The sequence below is a fragment of the Streptomyces sp. NPDC002676 genome (genome assembly GCF_053592455.1).
In genome coordinates, this window is the sequence record NZ_JBSFVT010000002.1 from 276,564 (window position 1) to 298,087 (window position 21,524).

Annotated in this window: 22 protein-coding genes; 15 read left to right on the forward strand and 7 right to left on the reverse strand. The window is 68.6% G+C overall.

Features of this window, described 5'->3' with window-relative positions; genetic code table 11:
- Positions 1-524: 524 nt before the first annotated feature.
- Together ACWD3E_RS08295 and ACWD3E_RS08300 are read left to right on the forward strand one after the other, a co-directional pair.
- Positions 525-1,283, forward strand: coding sequence for a GntR family transcriptional regulator (locus tag ACWD3E_RS08295; protein WP_451386738.1), 759 nt, complete (start codon positions 525-527; stop codon positions 1,281-1,283).
- Positions 1,284-1,333: 50 nt separating this feature from the next.
- A complete protein-coding gene (locus tag ACWD3E_RS08300) occupies positions 1,334-2,566 on the forward strand; it encodes an MFS transporter (RefSeq protein WP_451386739.1) in 1,233 nt (410 codons plus the stop codon).
- A gap of 118 nt (positions 2,567-2,684) precedes the next feature.
- Here ACWD3E_RS08300 and ACWD3E_RS08305 read toward each other — a convergent pair whose 3' ends face one another.
- Both ACWD3E_RS08305 and ACWD3E_RS08310 read right to left on the reverse strand, forming a co-directional pair.
- The gene (locus tag ACWD3E_RS08305) at positions 2,685-4,286 is read right to left on the reverse strand and encodes a M4 family metallopeptidase (RefSeq protein WP_451386740.1); all 1,602 of its coding nucleotides are present in this window, start codon (positions 4,284-4,286) and stop codon (positions 2,685-2,687) included.
- 145 nt (positions 4,287-4,431) lie between these two features.
- On the reverse strand, positions 4,432-5,412 hold the full coding sequence (locus ACWD3E_RS08310) for a LysR family transcriptional regulator (RefSeq protein ID WP_451386741.1): 981 nt from the start codon (positions 5,410-5,412) through the stop codon (positions 4,432-4,434).
- Positions 5,413-5,717: 305 nt separating this feature from the next.
- On the opposite strand from ACWD3E_RS08310, the gene ACWD3E_RS08315 reads away from it, so the two are divergent.
- From ACWD3E_RS08315 to ACWD3E_RS08345, 7 genes are all read left to right on the forward strand, one after another.
- A complete protein-coding gene (locus ACWD3E_RS08315) occupies positions 5,718-6,059 on the forward strand; it encodes an ArsR/SmtB family transcription factor (protein WP_451386742.1) in 342 nt (113 codons plus the stop codon).
- Positions 6,056-7,792, forward strand: coding sequence for a SulP family inorganic anion transporter (locus ACWD3E_RS08320; RefSeq protein WP_451386743.1), 1,737 nt, complete (start codon positions 6,056-6,058; stop codon positions 7,790-7,792). The genes ACWD3E_RS08315 and ACWD3E_RS08320 overlap by 4 nt, the downstream gene beginning before the upstream one ends.
- On the forward strand, positions 7,789-8,202 hold the full coding sequence (locus ACWD3E_RS08325) for a pyridoxamine 5'-phosphate oxidase family protein (RefSeq protein ID WP_451386744.1): 414 nt from the start codon (positions 7,789-7,791) through the stop codon (positions 8,200-8,202). The genes ACWD3E_RS08320 and ACWD3E_RS08325 overlap by 4 nt, the downstream gene beginning before the upstream one ends.
- Entirely contained in the window at positions 8,199-8,624 is a 426-nt protein-coding gene (locus ACWD3E_RS08330; protein WP_451386745.1) for an ATP-binding protein, read from the forward strand. The genes ACWD3E_RS08325 and ACWD3E_RS08330 overlap by 4 nt, the downstream gene beginning before the upstream one ends.
- Before the next feature lie 61 nt (positions 8,625-8,685).
- Positions 8,686-9,081: an anti-sigma factor antagonist gene (locus ACWD3E_RS08335; protein ID WP_451386746.1), complete on the forward strand. Its 396-nt coding sequence runs from the start codon at positions 8,686-8,688 to the stop codon at positions 9,079-9,081.
- Between the two features lie 44 nt (positions 9,082-9,125).
- Entirely contained in the window at positions 9,126-9,476 is a 351-nt protein-coding gene (locus ACWD3E_RS08340) for a zinc ribbon domain-containing protein YjdM (protein WP_451386747.1), read from the forward strand.
- A 130-nt stretch (positions 9,477-9,606) separates the two neighbouring features.
- Positions 9,607-9,957, forward strand: a complete 351-nt coding sequence (locus ACWD3E_RS08345) for an ArsR/SmtB family transcription factor (RefSeq protein WP_451386748.1) — start codon at positions 9,607-9,609, stop codon at positions 9,955-9,957.
- Positions 9,958-10,134: 177 nt separating this feature from the next.
- Here ACWD3E_RS08345 and ACWD3E_RS08350 read toward each other — a convergent pair whose 3' ends face one another.
- Together ACWD3E_RS08350 and ACWD3E_RS08355 are read right to left on the reverse strand one after the other, a co-directional pair.
- On the reverse strand, positions 10,135-11,103 hold the full coding sequence (locus ACWD3E_RS08350; protein ID WP_451386749.1) for a hypothetical protein: 969 nt from the start codon (positions 11,101-11,103) through the stop codon (positions 10,135-10,137).
- A gap of 208 nt (positions 11,104-11,311) precedes the next feature.
- Positions 11,312-12,127, reverse strand: a complete 816-nt coding sequence (locus ACWD3E_RS08355) for a maleylpyruvate isomerase family mycothiol-dependent enzyme (RefSeq protein ID WP_451386750.1) — start codon at positions 12,125-12,127, stop codon at positions 11,312-11,314.
- A gap of 237 nt (positions 12,128-12,364) precedes the next feature.
- Here ACWD3E_RS08355 and ACWD3E_RS08360 point away from each other — a divergent pair, with 237 nt between their 5' ends.
- From ACWD3E_RS08360 to ACWD3E_RS08380, 5 genes are all read left to right on the forward strand, one after another.
- Positions 12,365-12,922 carry a hypothetical protein gene (locus tag ACWD3E_RS08360; RefSeq protein WP_451386751.1) on the forward strand — a complete coding sequence of 186 codons (558 nt, stop codon included), beginning with the start codon at positions 12,365-12,367 and terminating at the stop codon, positions 12,920-12,922.
- 143 nt (positions 12,923-13,065) lie between these two features.
- Complete coding sequence (locus ACWD3E_RS08365) at positions 13,066-14,109, forward strand: NAD(P)-dependent alcohol dehydrogenase (RefSeq protein WP_451386752.1); 1,044 nt, start codon at positions 13,066-13,068, stop codon at positions 14,107-14,109.
- Between the two features lie 237 nt (positions 14,110-14,346).
- Positions 14,347-14,496 carry a hypothetical protein gene (locus ACWD3E_RS08370; RefSeq protein WP_451386753.1) on the forward strand — a complete coding sequence of 50 codons (150 nt, stop codon included), beginning with the start codon at positions 14,347-14,349 and terminating at the stop codon, positions 14,494-14,496.
- A 244-nt stretch (positions 14,497-14,740) separates the two neighbouring features.
- Positions 14,741-15,967, forward strand: a complete 1,227-nt coding sequence (locus ACWD3E_RS08375) for an alpha/beta hydrolase family protein (protein ID WP_451386754.1) — start codon at positions 14,741-14,743, stop codon at positions 15,965-15,967.
- Positions 15,968-16,474: 507 nt separating this feature from the next.
- A complete protein-coding gene (locus ACWD3E_RS08380; protein ID WP_451386755.1) occupies positions 16,475-18,379 on the forward strand; it encodes an ArnT family glycosyltransferase in 1,905 nt (634 codons plus the stop codon).
- A gap of 33 nt (positions 18,380-18,412) precedes the next feature.
- Here the strand turns inward: ACWD3E_RS08380 and ACWD3E_RS08385 are convergent, their stop codons facing one another.
- Genes ACWD3E_RS08385 through ACWD3E_RS08395 form a run of 3 tightly spaced genes read right to left on the reverse strand, consistent with a single transcriptional unit; the run spans position 18,413 to position 19,623 of the window.
- A complete protein-coding gene (locus ACWD3E_RS08385) occupies positions 18,413-18,637 on the reverse strand; it encodes a hypothetical protein (protein WP_451386756.1) in 225 nt (74 codons plus the stop codon).
- Between the two features lie 60 nt (positions 18,638-18,697).
- Complete coding sequence (locus ACWD3E_RS08390; protein WP_451386757.1) at positions 18,698-19,144, reverse strand: MarR family transcriptional regulator; 447 nt, start codon at positions 19,142-19,144, stop codon at positions 18,698-18,700.
- The gene (locus ACWD3E_RS08395) at positions 19,141-19,623 is read right to left on the reverse strand and encodes a MarR family winged helix-turn-helix transcriptional regulator (RefSeq protein ID WP_451386758.1); all 483 of its coding nucleotides are present in this window, start codon (positions 19,621-19,623) and stop codon (positions 19,141-19,143) included. The genes ACWD3E_RS08390 and ACWD3E_RS08395 overlap by 4 nt, the downstream gene beginning before the upstream one ends.
- A 463-nt stretch (positions 19,624-20,086) precedes the next feature.
- On the opposite strand from ACWD3E_RS08395, the gene ACWD3E_RS08400 reads away from it, so the two are divergent.
- A complete protein-coding gene (locus ACWD3E_RS08400; RefSeq protein WP_451386759.1) occupies positions 20,087-21,358 on the forward strand; it encodes a hypothetical protein in 1,272 nt (423 codons plus the stop codon).
- Positions 21,359-21,524: the final 166 nt, after the last annotated feature.

Sequence of the window (21,524 nt, forward strand, 5' to 3'; positions counted from 1 at the left end):
GTGAGACTGGGCAAGAAAGGGGTGATCACTGTGTCGGACCCTCCGCATGCGTCGCCCGGTCCCGACACCGCCGTCGATGAATATCTGCTGGAAGAGCTGATCATCGAGGCGCAGACGGACCTGCCCTTCGAGCTGCCCGTCCTGGCGAACCGGTGCCCGGCCAGCAGAGTTTCGAGGTGCAGGGATCGGATGTGACGCAGGTACGGCTGACGGTGACCGCCGCCTACGGCACCCGGCCGGACCGCAGGGTGGCCATCGCCGAGGTGGAGTTCTTCGGACGCCAGTGACGCACCGTCCGCGCGCCGCAGTCACCACGGGCGGACAAGGACGGTGCCGACCTTGCCGGGCCGTACGGCGTGTTGGACGGCGTCGGCCAGTTCGTCCAGGCCGTATGCGGCAGCCACCTCGATCTGGTCCTTGAGAGCGTGTTTCTACTCCAGCAGCTTTCACCTGGTGCAGTAGCTTGCCAACGCCCCCTAAGGAATGCCCAGTTGCCGTAGAGCAGAACAACCGAAGGATCGCCCATGCCCCGCGAAGCGCCGTACCTCGCAGTAGCCGACGTGCTACGTGAACGGATTCTCGCGGGAGAGTGGGAGATCGGGGAGCGCCTGCCGTCCCGGGCACGGCTCGCCGTGGAGTACGGGGTCGGACGCAACGTCATGCAGAGGGCCATGGACCGTTTGATCATCGATGGTCTCCTCGAAGGACGCGCCGGCTCGGGCACGTACGTCCGCATCCCGCGCGAACGCCTGCGGCTGATCCGCTCGCGACACCGCGAACGCGGAATAGGCTCTCCCCCCTGCTCCGGCATGAGGGAGCGGGGCAGGGCCGACGCCTGGGACTCACACAGCCAGGTGCGCGTTCCCGCCCCCGAGGCGATCGCCGAGAGGCTCGCCATCAGTCCCGGGGACCTCTGCGTCAATACGCACTACGAGTTCCTCGCCGAGGGGCAACCCGTTCAGCTTTCCGAATCCTGGGAGCCGATGGCCATCACGGATGGCACGCCGATCGTGCTGCCCGAGATGGGCCCCCTGGCAGGAAAGGGGGTGGTCGAGCGCATGCGCTCTATCGGCGTGGTCGTCTCGACTGTGGTCGAGGTGCCGCGTCCGGCTCGTGCCACCCAGGCGCAGGCGAACCTCCTGGGGATCAGCGTGGGGGACCTCGTGCTCCAGATCGAGCGCACCATCTACGACACGGACAGACGTCCGGTAGAAACGGCCGACATGGTCATTCCGGATGTGCGCCGGGAAGTGGTCTACGAGTTCGGAGTCGACCGCCCTTAACCGCTGAAGCCATTAGAGCGACATCTCAGAATCGACAGCAGGGTATTCGCATGCCAAAAACCTCCCGGCTCGGCCTCTTACGCGATCCGGACTTCGGGCGATTGTCTGCCGCCACCGCACTGGGTCAACTGGGCGACCGCATCATCTTTTTGGCGTTGCCTTTGGTTGCCATCGCAGCGTTGAATGCCGATGAGTTCCAGGTCGGACTGCTTGCCGCGATGACTACGGCAGGCTCGCTCCTGGTCGGGCTGCCGGCAGGCGCGTGGGTGGACCGCATGGGCAAGCGATCGGTGATGATCAGCACCGATCTCCTCCGCGCGCTGGTCCTCTCGACGATACCGGTGGCATGGTGGGCCGGCCTCCTCACCATCTGGTGGCTCTACGCGGTCGCCCTGGTTCATGGAGTGTTGACCGTTTTCTTCGATGTCGCGTACGTCAGCTATATCCCGCACTTGGTGGGACGCAGCAATCTCGTGGAAGGCAACTCAAGACTGTCGGCCATACGCTCGGTGACCAGCATCAGCGGGCCGACAGTGGCAGGGCCGCTGGTCGGCCTGGTGGGCGCCCCTGCAACGCTTTTGGCGAGTTCGGCCGGGATGGCCATGTCGGGGCTGCTCGCGATCACCATCCGGAAGCGCGAACAGAGACCAGAGCCGAGCGAGCACCCTCAACTGGGTCGCGAGATCAGGGAGGGATTGAAGTTCGTTCTGAAGCATCCCGTCCTGCGTGCAATCATGTTCGGGGACGCGGTTTTCAACCTCTTCCTGGTCATGTATCAAAGCATGTTGCTGGTCTTTTTGGAGCGGAAGACAGATCTCCAGCCCTTCGGCGTTGGCCTCATTCTGTCGGAAATGGGTTGCGGCGCCTTGCTCGGGGCACTGATGGCAACCACGATCTCAAAGCGCATCGGTCATGGTCCGGTCATCTGGATCGCGTCAGTGGTGACCTGTCCATTGACCGTCCTCATGCCGTTGGCGCGGCCAGGTTGGAGCGTGTATGCGGCTGCGATCGGACTCGCAGCTCTTTCGCTGGGCGGAGTCGTCCGTGTCGTCGCTCAATCAAGCTTCCAGCAGGCCCTGACGCCGGATCGGCTTCTGGGCCGGATGAGCGCAACGGCTCGATTCGTGTCCTGGGGCGGCATTCCCCTCGGTGGGCTCTTGGGTGGAGCCTCGGGCTCAGTGTTCGGAGCGACAGGCACCTTGTGGATCGGCGCAGCCGGTATGACGCTGAGTGCCCTCCCCACCCTCTTGTCGCCGCTTCGAACAATGCAGTACCCCGGATAACCCCCAAAGGGCCCCAAGCGACACGGCGTCGCGGAAACGCCAGGGCCCGGGCGACGGCCGAGGGGATCCTCGTCGTCGTCCGGGCCGGCTTCCGCGGATCAGGCGGTGCGTCGGTGCGTCAGCTGACGCTGACCGCGCTCCAGGCCGCAGCCACAGTGGCGTACTCGGGGCTGGTGGCGCCGTAGAGGTCCTTCGCCGCGTTCAGAGTCGCCGTGCGGGCGCCCTTGTAGTCCGTGGTGGAGGTCATGTAGACGGTCAGCGCCCGGTACCAGATGGCGGAGGCCTTCTGGTTGCCGATGCCGGTGACGGTGGAGCCGTTGCAGGTGGGGCTGTTGTAGGAGACGCCGTTGATGGTCTTGGCGCCGCTGCCCTCGCTCGCGAGGTAGAACCAGTGGTTACCGACACCCGAGGAGTAGTGCACGTCGAGGCGGCCGACCGACTTCGACCAGCAGTCGGCGGAGCGGCCGTCCAGGGACGGCTTGTCGAAGCGGCGCAGCCACGGCGGGGTGGACTGGTCGCTGAAGAGGTAGTCGGGGGTGTCGACCGGGTTGTTGGCGTACCACTCGACCATGGTGCCGAGGATGTCGCTGGTGGCCTCGTTCAGGCCGCCGGACTCACCGCTGTAGCGCAGGTTGGCGGTGGCCGAGGTGACGCCGTGGGTCATCTCGTGACCCATGGTGTCGAGGTCGACCTGCTCGGGGTCGGTGGTGCCGTTGCCGTCGCCGGTCATCATGCAGAAGCAGGCGTCCGACCACTGGGCGTTGTCCCAGTTGGTGCCGACGTGGACGAAGACGGTGGCGCCGCGGCCGTCGTTCTTGATGCCGTTGCGGCCGAAGGTGTTCTTGTAGTAGTCGAACGTCTCCGCGGTGTTGGCGTGTGCGTCGACGGCGGCGGTGGCGCGATCGGTGGAGAACTTCTTGCCGTCGCCCCAGATGTTGTCGGCGTCGGTGAACAGGGTGCCGGAGGTGCTTTTCAGGGACGAGGACGAGATGTTGTGCGCGTCCTTGGTGATGTGGCCGCGCACCGGGTCGATCAGGGCGAAGGTGCCGTCGGCCTGCTGGGTGGTGTCGATGCTGACGTCACCGGTGTACTCGGAGTGGCCGGTGCCGGTCGCCTCGTGCTCGGCGTCGTAGTTCTCGATCGCCGCGCCGGTGGTGGCGTCGGTGACGAAGACCTCGCCGTGCGGCTGGCCCTTGTCGCCCAGGCCCTCCACGGTGGTGCGCCAGGCCAGGCGGGGGGTGCCGTCGGCGGCCCACACGATCAGCTGGGGAGTGGACTTGGCGTTGCGCACCAACCCGTGCGAGCGCTTCAGAGCGCCGGCCGCGGCGCCTCTGGCGTTGACGGCAGGAGTGACGGACTTGAGCGCCACCTTGTGGGCCTTGGCACGGCTGGATCCCTTGAGCGAGCCGTCGGCCTTCTGATGGACGACGAAGTCGCCGCCGACGACCGGGAGACCGTGGTAGGTCCGCTCGAAGCGGACGTGCTGGGTGCCGTCGGCGTCGATCACGACGTCCTTCACGTGGAGCGCCTGGCCCGCACCGAAACCGAAGGTTTCGGCGTGCCGGGTCACGTTCGCCTTGGCCTGGGATATCGCCGTGTCACGGACGGAGGTTCCGTGCTGTACGGCAGCGGTCTGCGAGTGCGCAGGTATGGCCATCGCACCCGTGGTGATGACTCCGGCTGCGACCATCGCGGAAAGGGCAAGAAGGGGACGGGGCATGACGGGGTGATCCTTCGCTCGTCGTGGGGTGACGACGTCCTTGGACGTTGACGCGAAGTGTTCACCAGGTGGCATGTTCCTGACGTGATCCCATCTGGGATATAACTGCGGAGCTATAGGGCACGCAGAACCGTGGCCCCGCCGGTCACTTGCCCTCGCCGAGGGCGAACTCCTCGCCCCCGCCCTCCCACCAGGTCAGGTACTGCGGCCGCTGCCGCACCAGCGACAGATAAGCGGCCAGCAGACGCTCACCCGCCGCATCGGCGAGCTCTGGCGTAACCGATTCCGTGTTCCAGGCCAGCACGAGCCGTCGGTGGAACGGGACGTCCACGAGCGGCCGTTGCACGGTGCCCTGGGCGGGGACCTCGGCGGTCGGCCATACGCCGCAGACGGCGCGCCGGCCGGCGACCAGGACCTGCGCCACGGACAGGTCCGGCGTCACATGGGCGATGCGCGGAGTGAATCCCGCTGACTGACAGGTGAGATGAAGGTACGCGTGCACACCGCTCTCATCGGCTTCCGGCATGACCCACTCCTCCCCCGCCAGCTCATGGAGCCTCACCATCTCCTGGCGCGCCAGCGGGTGGTCCTCGGCGAGCAGGACGAAGACCGGCTCGCGGAGCAGTGTGCGCGTCGCCACCGACTCGCCGACCGGGAGGGGGAAGCCGGGGAACTCGCCGAACACCGCGATGTCGCATTTCGACTGGCTCAGCGACTTCACCAGGGTGTGCACGGAGCGGCGGGCATCTATGGAGAGGCGGCGTTCCGGGACGAGTTCGAAGAGGGCGGAGACCAGCAGGGACACCAGGGGGCCGGCGGTTCCGCCCGCCCGCAGCGGGGCGGCGGCCTGTCTGTCCGCCTCGGCCGCCGATCGCGCGTGCTCGCGCAGCCGGTCGAAGCCGACGACGAGGTCACGGGCGCAGCGCAGGACGTATTGTCCGTTCTCGTTCGGCTTGACCCCGTCGGCGCTGCGGATGAAGAGCGGGCCGCCCAGCTCGTGTTCGATTCGCTTCAATTGAGCGCTCGTTGCCGGCTGCGAGAGTTGCAGCCGTGCGGCGGCCCTGCGGATGCTGCCGGCCTCGGCGATGGTGAGCAGGATACGGAGGTGTCGGAACTCGAGGTGCATGAACACTCCCCGCTCAGCGCAGGGGACTCATGCACCCCCCGTGACCTGCAGAACCAGTTGCCGACGGCATGGTGATCAAGAATCCGACGGGTCCGTGGCGGCGGCAAGCACGGGAAGGTAACACCTACGTGCGAACGCTACGGCGTTTCGGTTCGCAGGCGCTGCAACCAACACTAAACAGTTCTGCGAATTGCGAAATTTTGCAATTGGTTAGATGCTGTCTTCGCTGTGCTCGCAGGTAGCCGCGCGCACAGCTTCTACGTGTCCCGCCCCCGAGGGGGCTCTGCGAGGGAAGCTGAGGGGTCGTGTCGGTTCCGCTGTACCAGGCGAAGGCGGAGTTCTTCCGGATGCTGGGGCACCCGGTGCGGATCCGGGTGCTGGAGCTGTTGCAGGACGGGCCGAAGCCGGTGCGGGATCTGCTGGCCGCCGTAGAGGTGGAGCCGTCCAGCCTGTCCCAGCAGCTGGCGGTGCTGCGCCGCTCGGGGATCGTCACGTCCACCCGTGAGGGCTCGACCGTCGTCTATGAACTGGCCGGTGGTGACGTCGCCGACCTGATGAGAGCCGCGCGACGGATCCTGACCGAGATGCTGACCGGGCGGAACGAGCTGCTGGCCGAGCTACGGGACGCCGAGGTCACCGCCCGATGAGCATGACCGCTGACCGGGCGTTTCGGAACCGGATGACCTCGCTGCTGCCCTCCCGCACGGATCTGGCGCAGATACGACGTGATCCGCGCCGGGACCTGCTCGCCGGGCTCACCGTGGCGATCGTGGCGCTGCCGCTCGCCCTCGGCTTCGGTGTCTCCTCCGGGCTCGGCGCCGAGGCGGGTCTGGCGACCGCGGTGGTCGCCGGCGCACTCGCCGCCGTGTTCGGAGGGTCGAATCTGCAGGTGTCGGGGCCGACCGGCGCGATGACGGTGGTCCTGGTGCCGATCGTCGCCCAGTACGGCGCGAGCGCCGTGCTCACGGTGGGGCTGATGGCCGGCGCCATGCTCGTCGTCCTCGCCGTGCTCAGGGCCGGGCGCTATATGCGGTACGTGCCGGCGCCCGTGATCGAGGGCTTCACGCTCGGCATCGCCGGGGTGATCGGGCTCCAGCAGGTGCCGAACGCCCTCGGCGTGCCCAAGCCGGAGGGCGACAAGGTGCTCGTCGTCGCCTGGCACGCGGTCGAGGAGTTCGTGAAGGCACCGCACTGGACCGCCGTCGCTCTCGCGGCCTGCGTGGTCGTGCTCATGCTGGCCGGTGCCCGGTGGCGGCCGACCGTGCCGTTCTCCATCGTCGCCGTGATCGCCGCCACGGTCGTAGCTCAGGTCGCCCACCTGGACGCGAAGCCGATCGGCGACCTGCCCTCTGGACTGCCCGCACCCTCCTTCTCCTTCCTCCAGCCCGGCTCGCTCGGCTCGCTGCTCGCCCCGGCGGTGGCGGTGGCCGCGTTGGCCGCGCTTGAGTCGCTGATGTCCGCAGCCGCCGCCGACGCGATGACGGTGGGACAACGGCACGACCCGGACCGGGAGCTGCTCGGCCAGGGCCTGGCCAACATCGCCGCCCCGCTGTTCGGCGGCGTCCCGGCCACCGGAGCCATCGCCCGAACCGCCGTCAACGTCCGCACGGGTGCGGGCTCCCGGCTGGCCGCCCTCACCCACGCCGCCGTCCTCGCGGTGATCGTCTTCGCGGCGGCTCCCCTGGTGTCGAAGATCCCGCTGGCGGCGCTCGCAGGCGTCCTGCTGGCCACCGCGATCCGCATGGTCGAGGTCGGCTCGCTGAAAGCGATGGCGAAGGCGACGCGGTCCGATGCGCTGATACTCGTCCTGACGGCAGCGGCGACGCTGGCGCTGGACCTGGTGTACGCGGTGATCATCGGCCTGGTCGTCGCCGGAGCCCTCGCGCTGCGGGCGGTGGCCAAACAGGCCCGTTTCGGCCAGGTGCCCCTCGACCAGGGTGACCACAGCGCCGAGGAGCACCAGCTGCTGGCCGAGCACATCGTCGCCTACCGCATCGACGGGCCGCTGTTCTTCGCCGCCGCGCACCGCTTCCTGCTGGAGCTGACCGAGGTCGCGGACGTCCGGGTGGTCATCCTGCGGATGTCGCGGGTCTCCACGGTGGACGCCACCGGCGCCCTCGTCCTGAAGGACGCGGTGGAGAAGCTGCACCGGCGCGGCATCCTCGTCCTGGCCTCCGGCATACGTCCTGGCCACCGGCAGGTCCTCGACTCCGTCGGTGCCCTCGGTCTGCTGCAACACGAGGGCCGGGAGTACGCCACCACGCCTGAGGCGATCCGCGCCGCACGCGGTCACCTGGAGACGACCGGAGTCCTGCCCGCCGCCCCGGCACAGAAGACGAGCCCGAAGAACGCCGACAACAGCGAGGAACGAGCCCGATGAACACGCCTGCCAGCACCCAGCGCATGGTCGAGGTCTCCGGCGCGGAGGCGCTGTGGCTGCTGGAAGCAGCGGAGCTGGGGCAGCTGGTGTTCATGCAGCGTGAGCTGGCCGTCGTACGGCCCGCCCGGCACGTGTGGGAGTACGGCCGGCTGGTCGTGCGCACCCCCGTGCAACCGGCCGCCATCCCGCTGAGCGCCACCTATCAGACCGACGAGATCAAGGCCGCGACCGGCACCGGCTGGACGGTGACCGCCTCCGGGCCGGTTGAACTGGTCACCGATCCCGACGAGGCCGCCCACTACCGGCGCACGCTGCCCGGCTGGACGCACGGCCCGCACGACACCCTCGTCCGCCTCCGCCCGCAGACGGTCACCGGTTTCCGCCTCGTCCGGGGGTCGGAGAGCCGATGACCACGCAACTGGAGGCGCTGCCGCACCGCCACGTCCTCACCCTGCCCGCCGTGCCGGCAGCCGTCCGCCTGGCCCGCGAGACCGCCGAGCAGGTCCTGGTGGAGTGGCGCATCGGGCTGCGGCACCCCACCGTGGATCCCGCCCTGCTGATCCTGAGCGAGCTGGTCACCAACAGCGTCAGGCACGCCGCTGTCCTCTCCCCGCAGCTCACCGTGTTCTACGCCGCGGGCAGGGACTGCCTGGCCCTGGGCGTCCACGACCGTCACCCTTATCAACCCCCGCTGTACGCGTCGGTCACCGGCACCCACACCGGCGGCCTGGGCACCGTGATGGAACTCGTCCACGGCTGTGGCGGGACCGCGGTCGTCCGGAGCGACGCCGACGGCAAAGGCAAGAGCGTCTGGATCACATTGCCTCTGTGACCCCCGGCCCACCCCGGCCCGCCCCACCCCGCCCACAGCAGCACAAGGAAGTTCCGCCCCCATGACCATCGACTGGCGCTACACCATCGAGGAAAACCTCGGCGTCCTCTCCGTCGCCGGCTATCTCGGCCCGGACGCGGTACGCCGCTTCACCGGCGCGATCGGCTGGGTCGTCGCCCGCGGCACCGGGCCGGTCGTCCTGGACCTGACCGAGCTGCGCGGCTGGTCCGCCGAGGGCCAGCTGGCCATCACCGAGACCGCACGCCGTCTCGCCGCTTCCGGGCGGAGCCTGGAGCTGGCCGCCATCCCCGCCGACGGCTCGCTGGTCCCGGCGGCCGACTGCCCGGACATCCCGGTGCACTGCGACCTGGCCGCCGCCCTCGCCGCGCACGGCCGAGGCCCCTCCGCCCCCGCGGACGGGCAGCAGGAGTGGCGCACCGACGGCTGGCCCGCCTGACCCCCGCGTTCGTATCAGCTCACTGAGAGAAAGACACTGGTCCCATGAGTGAAACTCTTCCCCCCTGCCCCGAGTGCTCCAGCGCGTACACCTACGAGATGGGTGCCCTTCTCGTCTGTCCCGAGTGCGGCCATGAGTGGTCGCCGTCCCACGCATCCGCCGAGTCGGGCGGGGAGAAGGTCGTCAAGGACTCGGTCGGCAACGTGCTCGCCGACGGCGACACCGTGACCGTGGTGAAGACCCTGAAGGTCAAGGGCAGCCCGACCGGCATCAAGGCAGGCACCAAGGTGCGCAATATCCGGCTCGTCGACGCCGTGGACGGCCACGACATCGACTGCAAGGTCGAAGGTTTTGGTGCCATGAAGCTGAAGTCCAGCGTGGTCAAGAAGGTCTGACCCAGCCCTCCGGTTCGGTTCTGCCCGTGCCGCACGCGAGGATGGGACGCATGTTCTTGACGAGTGGATGGATGCGATGCCGAGTGAACCGGCCGGTCAGACCGCGCCGTACCGGGGAAGGGGCGGCACGGTGAGTACGCCGCTGTACCAGCTGAAGGCCGAGTTCTTCAAGACGCTCGGCCACCCGGCCCGCATCCGCGTCCTGGAGCTGCTGAGCGAGCGCGAGCACGCGGTCGCCGAGATGCTGCCCGAGGTGGGCATCGAGCCCGCGCACCTGTCCCAGCAGCTGGCCGTACTGCGGCGGGCGAACCTCGTGCGCACCCGCAAGGAGGGATCGAACGTCTACTACTCCCTGGCCAGCCCCGAGGTCGCGGAACTGCTGCGCGTGGCACGCTCGATCCTCTCCGGCGTACTGGCAGGCCAGGCGGAACTGCTCGCCGACCTGCGGGCGGCCCAGCCGGAGGCGAAGCCGCCGGCGTAGTGACGGCCGGCGTCGCGCACGCCGGGGCGGCTGAGTGGGCGCACGCTCGGGTTCGCAGTGCCCACCTCCCTGGGAGACAGCAGCAGCCGTCGCGGGCCCTCCCTGCCGACGCGGGGAGGTGCCGCTGCGAGCCGTCCCAGCAGCCAGTCCCCCTTCACGCAGGGTTCCGGGTCGGGCTCACGAGCCCGAAGGGGCCTTGTAGAGCCGTACCGTGGAGGCGATCTTCCGTATGGTCGCGTCCGGTACCTCGTCGGGCACGTTCTTGGCGCCGAAGAACGACCAGGAGACCAGCTCTCCCGCAGCGTTCTTGAAGGCGAAGGTCCATGCCTTGCCGTCCGTGTCGCACTTCTTCGACTTCTTCACGCCCACGGACCAGGCAGTGCCCAGCCTGCCGGTGAGGCCGGAGTTCGTGGTGAACTCCTCGACGGTGCCGGACTTCACCTTCGTCTTGTCCGGCTGCGCATACCCCCCGTACACCCAGGTCCCCGGGTCCGAACCGGCGATCTCCTGAGTGCTTCCGTAACCGTGGTTGCCCCTCGTACCCACCTGGGCCAGTGGCGTGTCCTGCACCGTGCCGTCCCGGTCCTCGTCCGAGGAACACCACTTCTTCTTCAGCATCGCGACATTGCGTATCGCGATGAGGGGTTTGTCGTCCGGGTCCCCGTCCTTGGAGACATACGAGACCCAGTCGGCGGACTGGACCCCCCATTGGGGCGGGACGTCGAACGCGATTCCCTGGGTCGAATTCGTCACGACCGTCCAGCCCTTGATCGTGGCGGTCGAGGTGTCGGAGTCCCGGGGGTCGGCGGAACTTTGCGACGGCGACGCGGTGTTGGTCGGCTTGGGGTCGGGCTCGTCGTTCTTGTGGCTGCCGAGCACCAGGAATCCGGTGACGCCCGCCGCAAGCACGACGGCCGCCGCAGCGATGACGGCGACGAGCCCGGTCCGGTTCCGGCCGCCGCCCCTCGGCGGGGGCACGGGTGCTCCGGCGGCCGGCTGCGTGGGCAACTGCCAGGGCTGAGGCTGCCCGTAGGGGTTCGGCTGGTACGGGCCGGGACCGGGCTGCTGGTACGGGTTCGACTCGCGTCCGACCGGGGGCTGCTGCGGATACTGTCCGCCCCCCGGCGACTGCTCTCCTGGCCACATGCGCCGTAACGATACGGCACGCGTTCCGGCGAACGGCCAAGGGGATCCGGGCCGATACCAATTTGCCGAAGTGACTTATACGTGCCGACCGGTCGAAGGCAGCCGGCACCGAACCGGCAGCCCGCGTCCCCTCACCCGACGCTTTCGCCGCCGGCCGCGGCTGAACAGCAGGCCGCTGCAGCCGGCCGGATGCAGCCCATCTGGCGTCTCAGAAGGCCGAATTGGCGAACCAGTGGGCCAGCAGCTGCTCGTCCCCCTCGTGGGCAAGGGACTTGGCCGTGTAGGGCAGGCGGCCGTAGACGAGCAGGAGCAGGTCGGCCGCGGTTCCCCGGACGGTCGCGTCGGCGGTGGCCGTGCTCGGGTGGGCCGTGTCGAGCCCGAAGCCGTCAGGCCGGAGGCGGACCAGCCAGGTGTCGTCCCCGTCCGTGGTCTGGAAGCGGATGGTCTTGTCGGGTCCGCGCAGGTCGGCCACCTTGGGGGCGAAGAAGGCGGCGAAGGGCAGGTTGACGATGAACTCGTCGATCCCGTCGACCGCGAGCGGGCGGTCGATCGAAGGCCGCAGGCCGAGTGCCAGCTCGGCGTCGGCCCGGTGCAGCAGGGTCTCGAAGAGCATCCGGCGCGCCCAGAAGCGGGCGTGCTGGTCGGCACCCCACGCCCACATCGGCAGATCCGGGTCGGTGTCCGCGAAGGCGCCCGCGGCCACGGTCGCGCTCTCGGCCAGCCAATCGGGGTATCCGGCCTCCTGTTCCGGCAGGCGAAGGTCCACGTCACGGCTGCGCGGGGGCTCCTGGATGCGCGCCCGCAACAGGACCGAGAACCAGCGCTGGACGCTGCCGGCGTGCTTGACGAGGTCGGCCAGGGACCAACCGGGGCAGCTGGGGACCGCCGTGGCCAGGTCGGCGTCCTTCACCACTGCGACGAACCTGGCGGTCTCCGCCGCGACCGCCGTGCGGTGATCGACCGAGGTGGCATCAAACGCGTGGTCGGTGTGGTCGCTGCGGTCACTGCGGTCGGGCGTCTTCATCGGGACATGCCTTTCGGAGGAGCTGCGGGCTCGGCCAAACGGAGCCGGCAGCGGTAACTGGAACGGAGCAGGGTCACACTAGTTCGGCACAGGGTTCCGACTCGTGAACCCGTCACACCTGATCGGACTCAAGGCGTCACACCAGGGCTATGTCCGAAATGACAGTTATAAGAGCTGTCGGTACGTTCATCGCAGGTCGGTCGCCCGGCCGACGTCCGTGAGACAGAGAGAAGTGACATGCCCCCGCGTACTTTTGCTGTGGTCGGCATCGGAGTAGGCGCGACCGCCCTTGTAGCCGCCGGCGTCACCTACGCCTCGACCGCCGGATCCTCCCCGGCATCCCCGTCTGTCCACCGGGCGGCCCAGCCTGTCCACCGGGCGGCTCGCCCTGTCCACCGGGCGGCCCAGCCTGTGCAACGAGCCGCTCCTGACACGGCTCCCTCGGGCGGTGGCAGCGCAAGCGGAGAGAGGAACGAGGGCCGCGACGGCGGCGGCGGACGCGACTACGGCCATAAAGAAGTCGGATGGATCTACTTCAACGAACGTTCGTACTCCGCCGCCGCCGAGGGCTGCATCACTGCGACCAGCTCCAGCAGCTTCAGTGTTGTCAATGACAGCCGGAAGACCGTCGAGGTCTTCCGAGGCCTTGCCTGTGACGGCGGCGCTCCGGTCGCCATCGTGGGTCCCCACGGCGAGACCTATGGCACCGTGACCCGTACCGACCACGGGGGCGTCTTCGGTGACGATGGTGTCGTGGGCAGCTTCATGGTGATCAGGGACCACGACGAGTGGTGACAGCGCCACCCGGCGCACTGTCAGGTGGCTCTGGCCCAGGTTGTGGCGCAGGGTGGATATGTCACCTGTGGCCCAGCTGCACGCGGCCACGCAGGCATTCCGCCGTTGCGTACCACGCACCCTCGAAGTACGGGAGAGACGACGTGCTCACCGTTCCCGCCTACGCCGCGACGTCCGCGACCGAACCGCTCGCCCGCACGACCGTCGAACGACGGGACCTGGGCCCGCACGACATCCTGATAGAGATCAAGTACGTCGGTATCTGCCACTCGGACATCCACAATGTCCGGAGCGAGTGGGGCCCGGCGTCCTACCCGATGGTCCCCGGCCACGAGATAGCCGGCGTCGTCGCCGAGGTCGGCCCCGAAGTCACCGGGTACGCTCTCGGCGACCGAGTCGGCGTCGGCTGCATGGTCAACTCCTGCCGAGTGTGCGAACCCTGCCTGAAGGGCGAGGAACAGTACTGCCTGAACGGCAACACCCTCACGTACGGCTCCGTCGACAAGGACGGCACCCTCACGCAGGGCGGCTACTCCACGCACATCGTCGTCAACGACGACTTCGTCGTCCGTATCCCCGACGCTCTCGCCCTGGACGAGGCCGCTCCACTGATGTGCGCGGGCATCACCACGTACTCCCCGCTGCGCCGCTGGGGCGCAGGCCCTGGCAAGAAGGTCGCGGTCGTCGGGCTCGGCGGGCTCGGTCACATGGCGGTCAAGATCGCCCACGCCCTGGGCGGCGAGGTCACTGTCCTGTCCCAGTCGCTGAAGAAGATGGACGACGGCCTGCGCCTCGGCGCACGCCAGTACTTCGCCACCAGCGACCCGGCCACCTTCGAGCGGCTCGCCGGTGCCTTCGACCTCATCGTCAACACAGTCAGCGCGAGAGTCGACCTGGACTCCCACCTCGGGCTGCTGAAGCCGGGCGGAGCCCTGATCAACCTCGGCGCTCCCCCCGAAGCGCTCTCACTGAACGTGTTCTCCCTGGTCATGAACGGCCGCATCTGCGCCGGGTCACTCATCGGCGGCATCCGCGAGACCCAGGAGATGCTCGACTTCTGCGGCGAACACGGCATCGGCGCCGAGGTCGAGATCATCCCGGCCGCGAAGATCAACGAAGCCTTCGAGCGGATGCTCGCTTCGGACGTGCGCTACCGCTTCGTCATCGACACCTCGACGCTCGCCTGAGCGGCGACCGCAGAAACAGCCACCGATGCCAGCGGCGAGAGAGGGTGTCCGGCCCGTCGCTACGGGGGAGAGCTACGGGCCGGACCTCCCCACAATGACACACGGGGCAGTTGTCGGGGGCTCTCTTGGGGATAGTCAGCACCGGCGTCCGGAAGGTCGAGGCGGTCCAGGAACTGGCCGAAGTTCTCTGCCAAGTCGGCCTTGGTGACACGCGGCGCAAGATTGAACCTGGACGCTGTGGCGTCGTTGGGCCTGCTGTGCGGCCCCACCTTCGCAGGCGTCGTCGTACTCGTCCTGTCCGGAGTGCTCCCCAGCAACCTCACGCACGCCGCCCCGCACGATGTCCTCGTCTTCCTGCTCGTCCAGGGGCATGCCGCCGACCGGTGATCCCGGCCGCGGGCAGCCCTCCCCCGGGGTCGCGGGTCTCCGAGACAAAATAGGGAGTCCCGAATTCCCTTTGCCCGGGCAGCGGTACGGTGTGCCGCACACATTCGTTCGGCCCGTGGCCTTGACCAACCAGGGGAGTTCCATGCAACACCGCCGACCGCGCCACCGCAGCAGACGTATAGCACGAGTGGTCGGTATCGCAGGCGTACTGGCCATCGCGGCAAGCGCCGGATTCACGTCGGCCATGGCCACGGGGACGACGCCTCACAAGGCCGCGGCCACCGCGCCCGCCCAGACCCCGGACTGGGCGCCCGAGAACGACAGCACGCCACCGCAGAAGTCCGTCCACCCGGCCCTCACGCCCAAGAAGGGGCTCAGTTCCGCTCTCCAGCTCACCCTTCCCGCGCCGAGCGGGCGCTACCGAGTGGGCACGTTCAGCCAGCACCTCGTCGACACGTCCCGCCCGGACCCGTACGTACGCGGCAGCAGGTCGCGTGAGTTGATGGTGACGTACTGGTATCCGGCCTCCTCCACGTCCGGGCGCGCCCAGGCACCGTGGATGCCGTCGGTGTCGGGAGCTCACTTCCTCTACTCACGCGGCCTGTCGCCGCAGCGGGTCACGCTGCCGCAGACCGCCGGCCACGTCCTCGCCCCGGTCGACACTTCGCTCGGCAAGCTGCCCGTCGTGCTGTACTCGACCGGGCTGCACTCGCCCCGCGCGATGGGAACCGCGCTCGTCCAGGACCTCGCCAGCCGCGGCTACCTCGTCGTCACCGTCGATCACACCCACGACGCCAATGAGGTCGAGTTCCCGGGCGGGCGGCTCGAGGTCGGCGCCATGCCGGCCGGCACGCACTCCTCCGACACGGTCAACGTGCGCGCCCACGACATCCGCTTCGTCATCAACAAGCTCGGCACCATCGCCAACGGCGGCAACCCGGACGTCGACCACGCCAGGCTCCCCTCCGGTCTGTCGCACGCCGTGGACACGTCCCGCATCGGGATGTTCGGCTGGTCGCTGGGCGGCGCGGCGGTCGACACCGCCATGCAGCTCGACCACCGCATCGACGCCGGCGCCAACCTGGACGGCCAGTTCTTCGGCTCGGCGACGAGCAAGGACCTGAGCCGCCCCTTCATGCTTTTCAGTTCCGGCGGCCACAACCGGAACAACGACTCGTCGTGGCGCACCCTGTGGCCCCATCTCAAGGGCTACCGGGTCGACATCCAGCTCCACGGCTCAAAGCACCTGTCGTTCAGTGACAACGAGACGATGGTGCGGCAGGAGGCGGGCCTGCTCGGGCTCTCCGAGGCTCAGCTGCAGCAGCGGTACGGCACGATCGACCCCAACCGAGCGATCAAGATAGAGCGTGTCTACGTCGCCGCCTTCTTCGGCCAGGAGCTGCGCAAGAAGCACAGCACCCTGCTGGACGGACCGGCGAGGAGTTACCCGGAGATCTCCTTCGTCCGCTGACCGGACATCCGGAGAACGGGCCTCGTATGAGAGGTCCGTTCTCCGTTCGGGAAGTGATCAGGGCTCCCCTCGCAGGTATGACGAAGGAATGCAAGTGTGATTGTCACGTGGCCTCATGCGGATAATGTGTGAACTCGTCGAGCAGGCGAGCACTGTCGCCGTTTGAGAGAGGATCCGCTGCCCTGGCCACCGATTCTCTGGCATCACGCCGACACCGCACCCTCCGCCCGAAGGGCACGCTGCCCGCCGGCAGCGTGGATGCCGACCCGTACCAGCCCCAGGCCCCCGATCTGTCGGTGCGGCAACGGCTGTTCGCCGTCTTAGAGAATCTGGCCGCCATCGTCGCCGCCGCTTCGGCTCCAGCCGCTCTGCCGCCAACACCCCGATCATGCATGGTCTGTCGAGCCGCGTGCTGCTGGACGCCACCGACCATGCCCTGCGGCTTCCGGGCAGCCCGCCGCCCGCAACCCGCCGCCCTGCCTGACCACTGATCCAAGGACCTTCCCCATGGCCACCCTTCCCACCGCCCAGTCCACCGGCTCCAACGAGCGCCACCGGACATCGCGCCGCCGCGGCGACAGGCCGGAAGCTCCTGCGCGCTGGGAGCGCCCGGCGCTCGCCGCGGTCCTGGTCGTCGCCACCTTGCTGTACGGCTGGGGCATCGGGCACGCCGCGATTCACCCCTACTACAGCGCGGCGATACGGTCGATGGCCACCAGCTGGCGCGCCTTCTTCTTCGGCGGACTCGATCCCAGCGGTTCGATCACCATCGACAAGCTGCCCGGCGCCTTTTGGCCCGAGGCCGTCAGCGTCTGGCTCTTCGGCCCGCACACGTGGGCAGCCGCGTTGCCACAGGTCATCGAGGGCGTGCTCACCGTCTGGCTGCTGCACCGGATCGTGCGGGCCTGGGCGGGGCCTTTCGCCGCGCTGATCGCCGCGCTGACGCTCACCTTCAGCCCGGTCACCGTGGTACTCAACCGGGCCACCATCCCGGACACCACCCTCACTCTGCTGCTGGTGGCAGCTGCCGGCGCCCTGCAGAAGGCGGCGCGGACCGAGCGGCTGCTGCCGCTGATCACCTGCGGCATCTGGGTCGGGCTCGCCTTCCAGGCGAAGATGCTGCAGGCATGGCTGGTGCTGCCGGTATTCGCCGTCGTCTACCAAATCACCGCGCCCGGTGCCCCGTTGAAGCGGGCTCTGCGCTTCCTGCTGGGCGGCATGGTCGCGCTGGCCGTCTCCTGCTCGTGGGTGCTGCTGGCCTGGGCGACACCCGCCGCGGACCGCCCCTACCTCGACGGCACCTCCAACAACAATCCGTTCAGCCTGGTCTTCGGATACAACGGCATGAGCCGCTTCAGCGGCGATCCCACCTCGTTCGGTGCCGTTGCGGGCACCGATGCCAGCCGGACCACCGGAAACACCGGCTGGGGAATGCTGGTCAACCACACGGTCGGCCCGCAGATCGCCTGGTTCCTGCCGCTCGCCGTGCTCGCCGCCGTACTGGGCCTCGTCTGGCGCGCCCGTGAACCGCGAACCGACCTGCTGCGTACCGGTTTTCTCCTCTGGGGCGGCTGGCTGGCCGTACACGCCTTGGTGTTCAGCGTCTCCAACGGCAACCACCCTTACTACACCGCCGTGATCGCCCCGGCGCTCGCAGCGCTTGCCGGCGGCGGGCTCGCCCTCTTCCGGTCCGAGTACGAGGCGGGCGGTCGGCGGCGCATGGCACTTCCGTCGGCCATCGTGCTGACGGCGGTCTGGGCGCTGGTGCTCGACTGGCGGAGCGAGTTCGTCTCCTGGCTGCTGCTGCTCGCCGTGCTCTTTGCGATGTGCGGCGCGCTGGGCCTGTGGAGCCTCGGGCCGCACGCCTCCGGCCGGATGGTGCACGGCTCTCTGGCCACCGGAATCGCGGCCACTTTGCTCGTACCTGCCGGCTGGGCCGTCTCCTGCCTCAATCCGCTCTACGCGGGCGCCTCCACCTCGCCGACCGCCGGTCCGGTCGGCAAGACGTACCACAAAGCCGTTCACCACCGATCCGCTCTCCGCCGGGTGGAGCTCGACCGGCCCAGCGGTCGCGACACCGCCCTCCTCGACTACCTCACCGCGCACCGCCACGGCGAGAAGTACCTGCTCGCCACCCAGGCCGCGTACCCCGCGGAGCGCCTTCTGCGCGCCGCTTCCCACCCCACGCTCGTCATGGGCGGCTTCACCGGCAAGACCCCCTACCCCACAGCCCAGCAACTGGGCACCCTCGTCACCACTCACCAACTCAGCTACGTGCTGCTCACTCCTCGGCGTCCCACCACCCCCGCCACGAGTTGGGTGAAGTCGCACTGCACGCGCATCCGCTCCGGGGCCTACCACTGGCGCACCAGGGGCAGTTTCGCCCTCTACCATTGCGGGCAGCAGGGCTGAGTGCCACTCTGTGTCCGGGGCAACGAAGGCCCGCTACACCTCGCTGGTGGCGAACAGCTCCAGGTGGCCGCACGTGGGACAGCGGAACGCCTCTATCTGCCGCCGGGGCCGGCCCATCCGCTTGGCGCCACCGAAGAACCCCAGCTCCAACGCACCCTCGATCCATCGCGCGTACCCGCGCGAGTGCTCGCCGGTGTCATCGATGAAGCCTTCCGCCAGACCGACGGTGCCGCATTGGGTGCATGTGTAGTTGTTCATGCGGTGAGTGTACGAAGCGGTAGATGCCGATGCTCCGATCGTGAGAGGCGGGACAGAACCTCAGACGCCGGCCAACTCGGCGTTCGCGCGCTCCGTGATCAGGGCCAACACGCGGCCCGCGACCGCCAGGTCCTCGGCCGGAATGCCGGCGTACAGCCGGGCGGAGATCTCGGCGGTCTCAGCAGTGGTGGTCTCGTGCAACTCCCGTCCGGCGTCCGTGAGTCGTATCCGGGGCGCCTCAGCCGGGAGCTCTTCCAGCAGCTTCGTGGCCGTCAGCTCCTCGATTACGCCACGCACGACCGACTCGTCGGTCTTCAGCGAGCCGGTGACGTCGGCCACGAGCTCCTCGCGGCCGATGGACTCGCCCGCGACCTTGACGGCCCGGAGCGTCACACTCTGGTGGAACGTGGCGCCGTGGCGGGCCAGTACGCCTTCCAGGAGAGCACGCCCGGCATAGTGCGCCAGGGCGATGACCCGGGGATTGACCATGGGTGCGGTGGTGGTCATGACTGCTCCTTGTCGTTCTCGATGTGTGGATCAAGAGGTGCGTCGAGCAGAGTCGCCAGCTCGAGGGTGAACTGCCGTGTGCGCGGGCTGTCCTGTCCCCCGAGCGGCTCCAGCAACTGGTCCAGCAGTCCGTGGACCACCTTGATCGCGCGGCCTGTGACGTCGAGCCCTTGCTCGGTGAGCGACAGTTGCATGGCGCGTGGGTCGTCCGGGTCCCGGGTGCGGGCGACGAATCCGGCGGACTCCAGGGCGCGGGCGAGTTTGGAAACGTACAGCGGCTCGAGCCCTGTGTGGTCGGCGAGCCGACGCTGGCTGGGCTGCAGCCCGGAGCGCCGCATGCCGTAGAGCGACGCCATCAACGCGTACTGGGCATGGGTCAGGCCCAGCGGCGCGACCGCCCGGTCCACGGCTACCCGCCACTTCATGGACAAGCGCCAGACCAGGAACCCCGCCGGGGCGTTCTCAGCTGCTGAACTCATGGCACTTACAATACATGGCTACTATGTACATGGCTACTATTCCTGCGGGTACCCGAAGCCAGGTGACGAGGACCAGGGCGAGCTGGCGGCCGGCTGGCCCGGCGTACGCCGCCGCCAACGCCGTGCCGACGTACGAGGGCCCCGACCGCGGCCGTGAAGGCGGCCTTCGGGCGCCGCCCTGAACGAGGCGAATCTGGAAGGCTTCGACAGCGACCAACTACTACGCGGACGCCGCCCAGCTCCACGCCGACGCCATCGCCACCGCCGACGCGCACGGCGACATCCTCAAGACCCAGCTGATCCTCGACCGCTACTGAGCGAACCTGCCCGCGGCTCACTTCCGCGCGGGCGGGTCGAAGATTCGCCTGCTCGTCATCTCCAGGCCGCCATTGATGCCATGTCACGCTCCCTGAAGGTCCGTTCACTGAGGCGCCCCCCTCAACCGGACCTGAAAGAGGGACGCATGTCGCGACGCATGCTGAAGCGCGGGCTTGTCACGCTCGCCGCCGTCGGCCTGGCCTCTACCGTGATGTCGAACACCACGGCATCGGCAACCGGCACCCCCCTGACACTCGCCGTGTTCGGCGACTCCCCGTACGGCAAGTCGGCGTACGCGCCCGCGGGGCAGACCGCCGACACCTCGCAGTTCCAGAAGACCCCGGCATTCATCGGCACCATCAACAGTGACCCGACGGTCAGCGACGTCATCCACGTGGGCGACATCCACTCGGGCAAGGAGTTCTGCACCGACGGCTACGACGCCTCGATCGCGTCCGCGTGGCAGGGCTTCACCAAGCCGCTCGTCTACACGCCGGGCGACAACGAGTGGGCCGACTGCCACAAGGCGTCGAGTCTCACCTCGCCCGGTCAGGGCGGCGGCTTCTACGACTCGGCCTCCGGTGCGATCAACTACATCGGCGCGAACGGCCTGTCGACCAACACGGCGGACTGCGTCAGCTACCACTGCGGCAACCCGCTCGACAACCTCGCCAAGGTCCGGCAGGACTTCTTCGCGCGGCCTGGCCAGACCCTCGGCAGCGGGACACTGAACGTGGTCTCCCAGGCCACCGCCTACGACCCGAACCACCCGGGCGACGCGCAGTACGTCGAGAACGTGATGTGGGCGCAGAACGACATCGTGTTCGTGACCATCAACGTGCCGGGCGGCTCGAACAACGACTCCGACCCCTGGTACAAGGCGCCCTCCGCGACCCAGGCGCAGACCGACGAGCGCACCGACCGGACCGCGGCCGACGTCCGCTGGCTCGATGCCGCCTTCGCCGACGCGCAGGCCCAGCACGCGAAGGCCGTGGTGATCACGGCACAGGCCGACATGTGGGACCTCGACGGCAAGACCAAGAGCCACCTGACGAACTACGAGCCGATCATCAACGAGGTGGCGGCGAAGACCACCGAGTTCGGCCGCCCGGTGCTGATGCTCAACGGCGACTCGCACCTGTACCGCTCGGACAACCCGCTGTCGCCGACGGCGGCGTGCACCGGCGAGACGGACCCGGCCACCGGCGCCGGTGTGTGCGCGCACGACCCGGACAACAACGCGTGGAACGAGCACCCGTACTACAACGTCTCGAACTTCCACCGGATCGTCGTGCACGGCAGCACCACCCCGCTGGAGTGGCTGAAGCTGACCGCAGACCCGAACGCCAACTACGCCGTCACCGACACCACCTACGGCCCCTTCAGCTGGCAGCGGATGCCGCAGCCGCAGCTGTAGAACCGCTGAGACTTCCCCGTGGGGGCTGCACCGGCTCCCCCACGGGGTGGTGGGCCATGGCCTTCACCTGGTCGCCCCCGGTGCGGTGGCCGTGGTGGCGCATCGACGCCGACAGTGACTTCCTTTACCGACTTTCGCTCTGCCTCGTTGCGGAAAACAAGTTGGT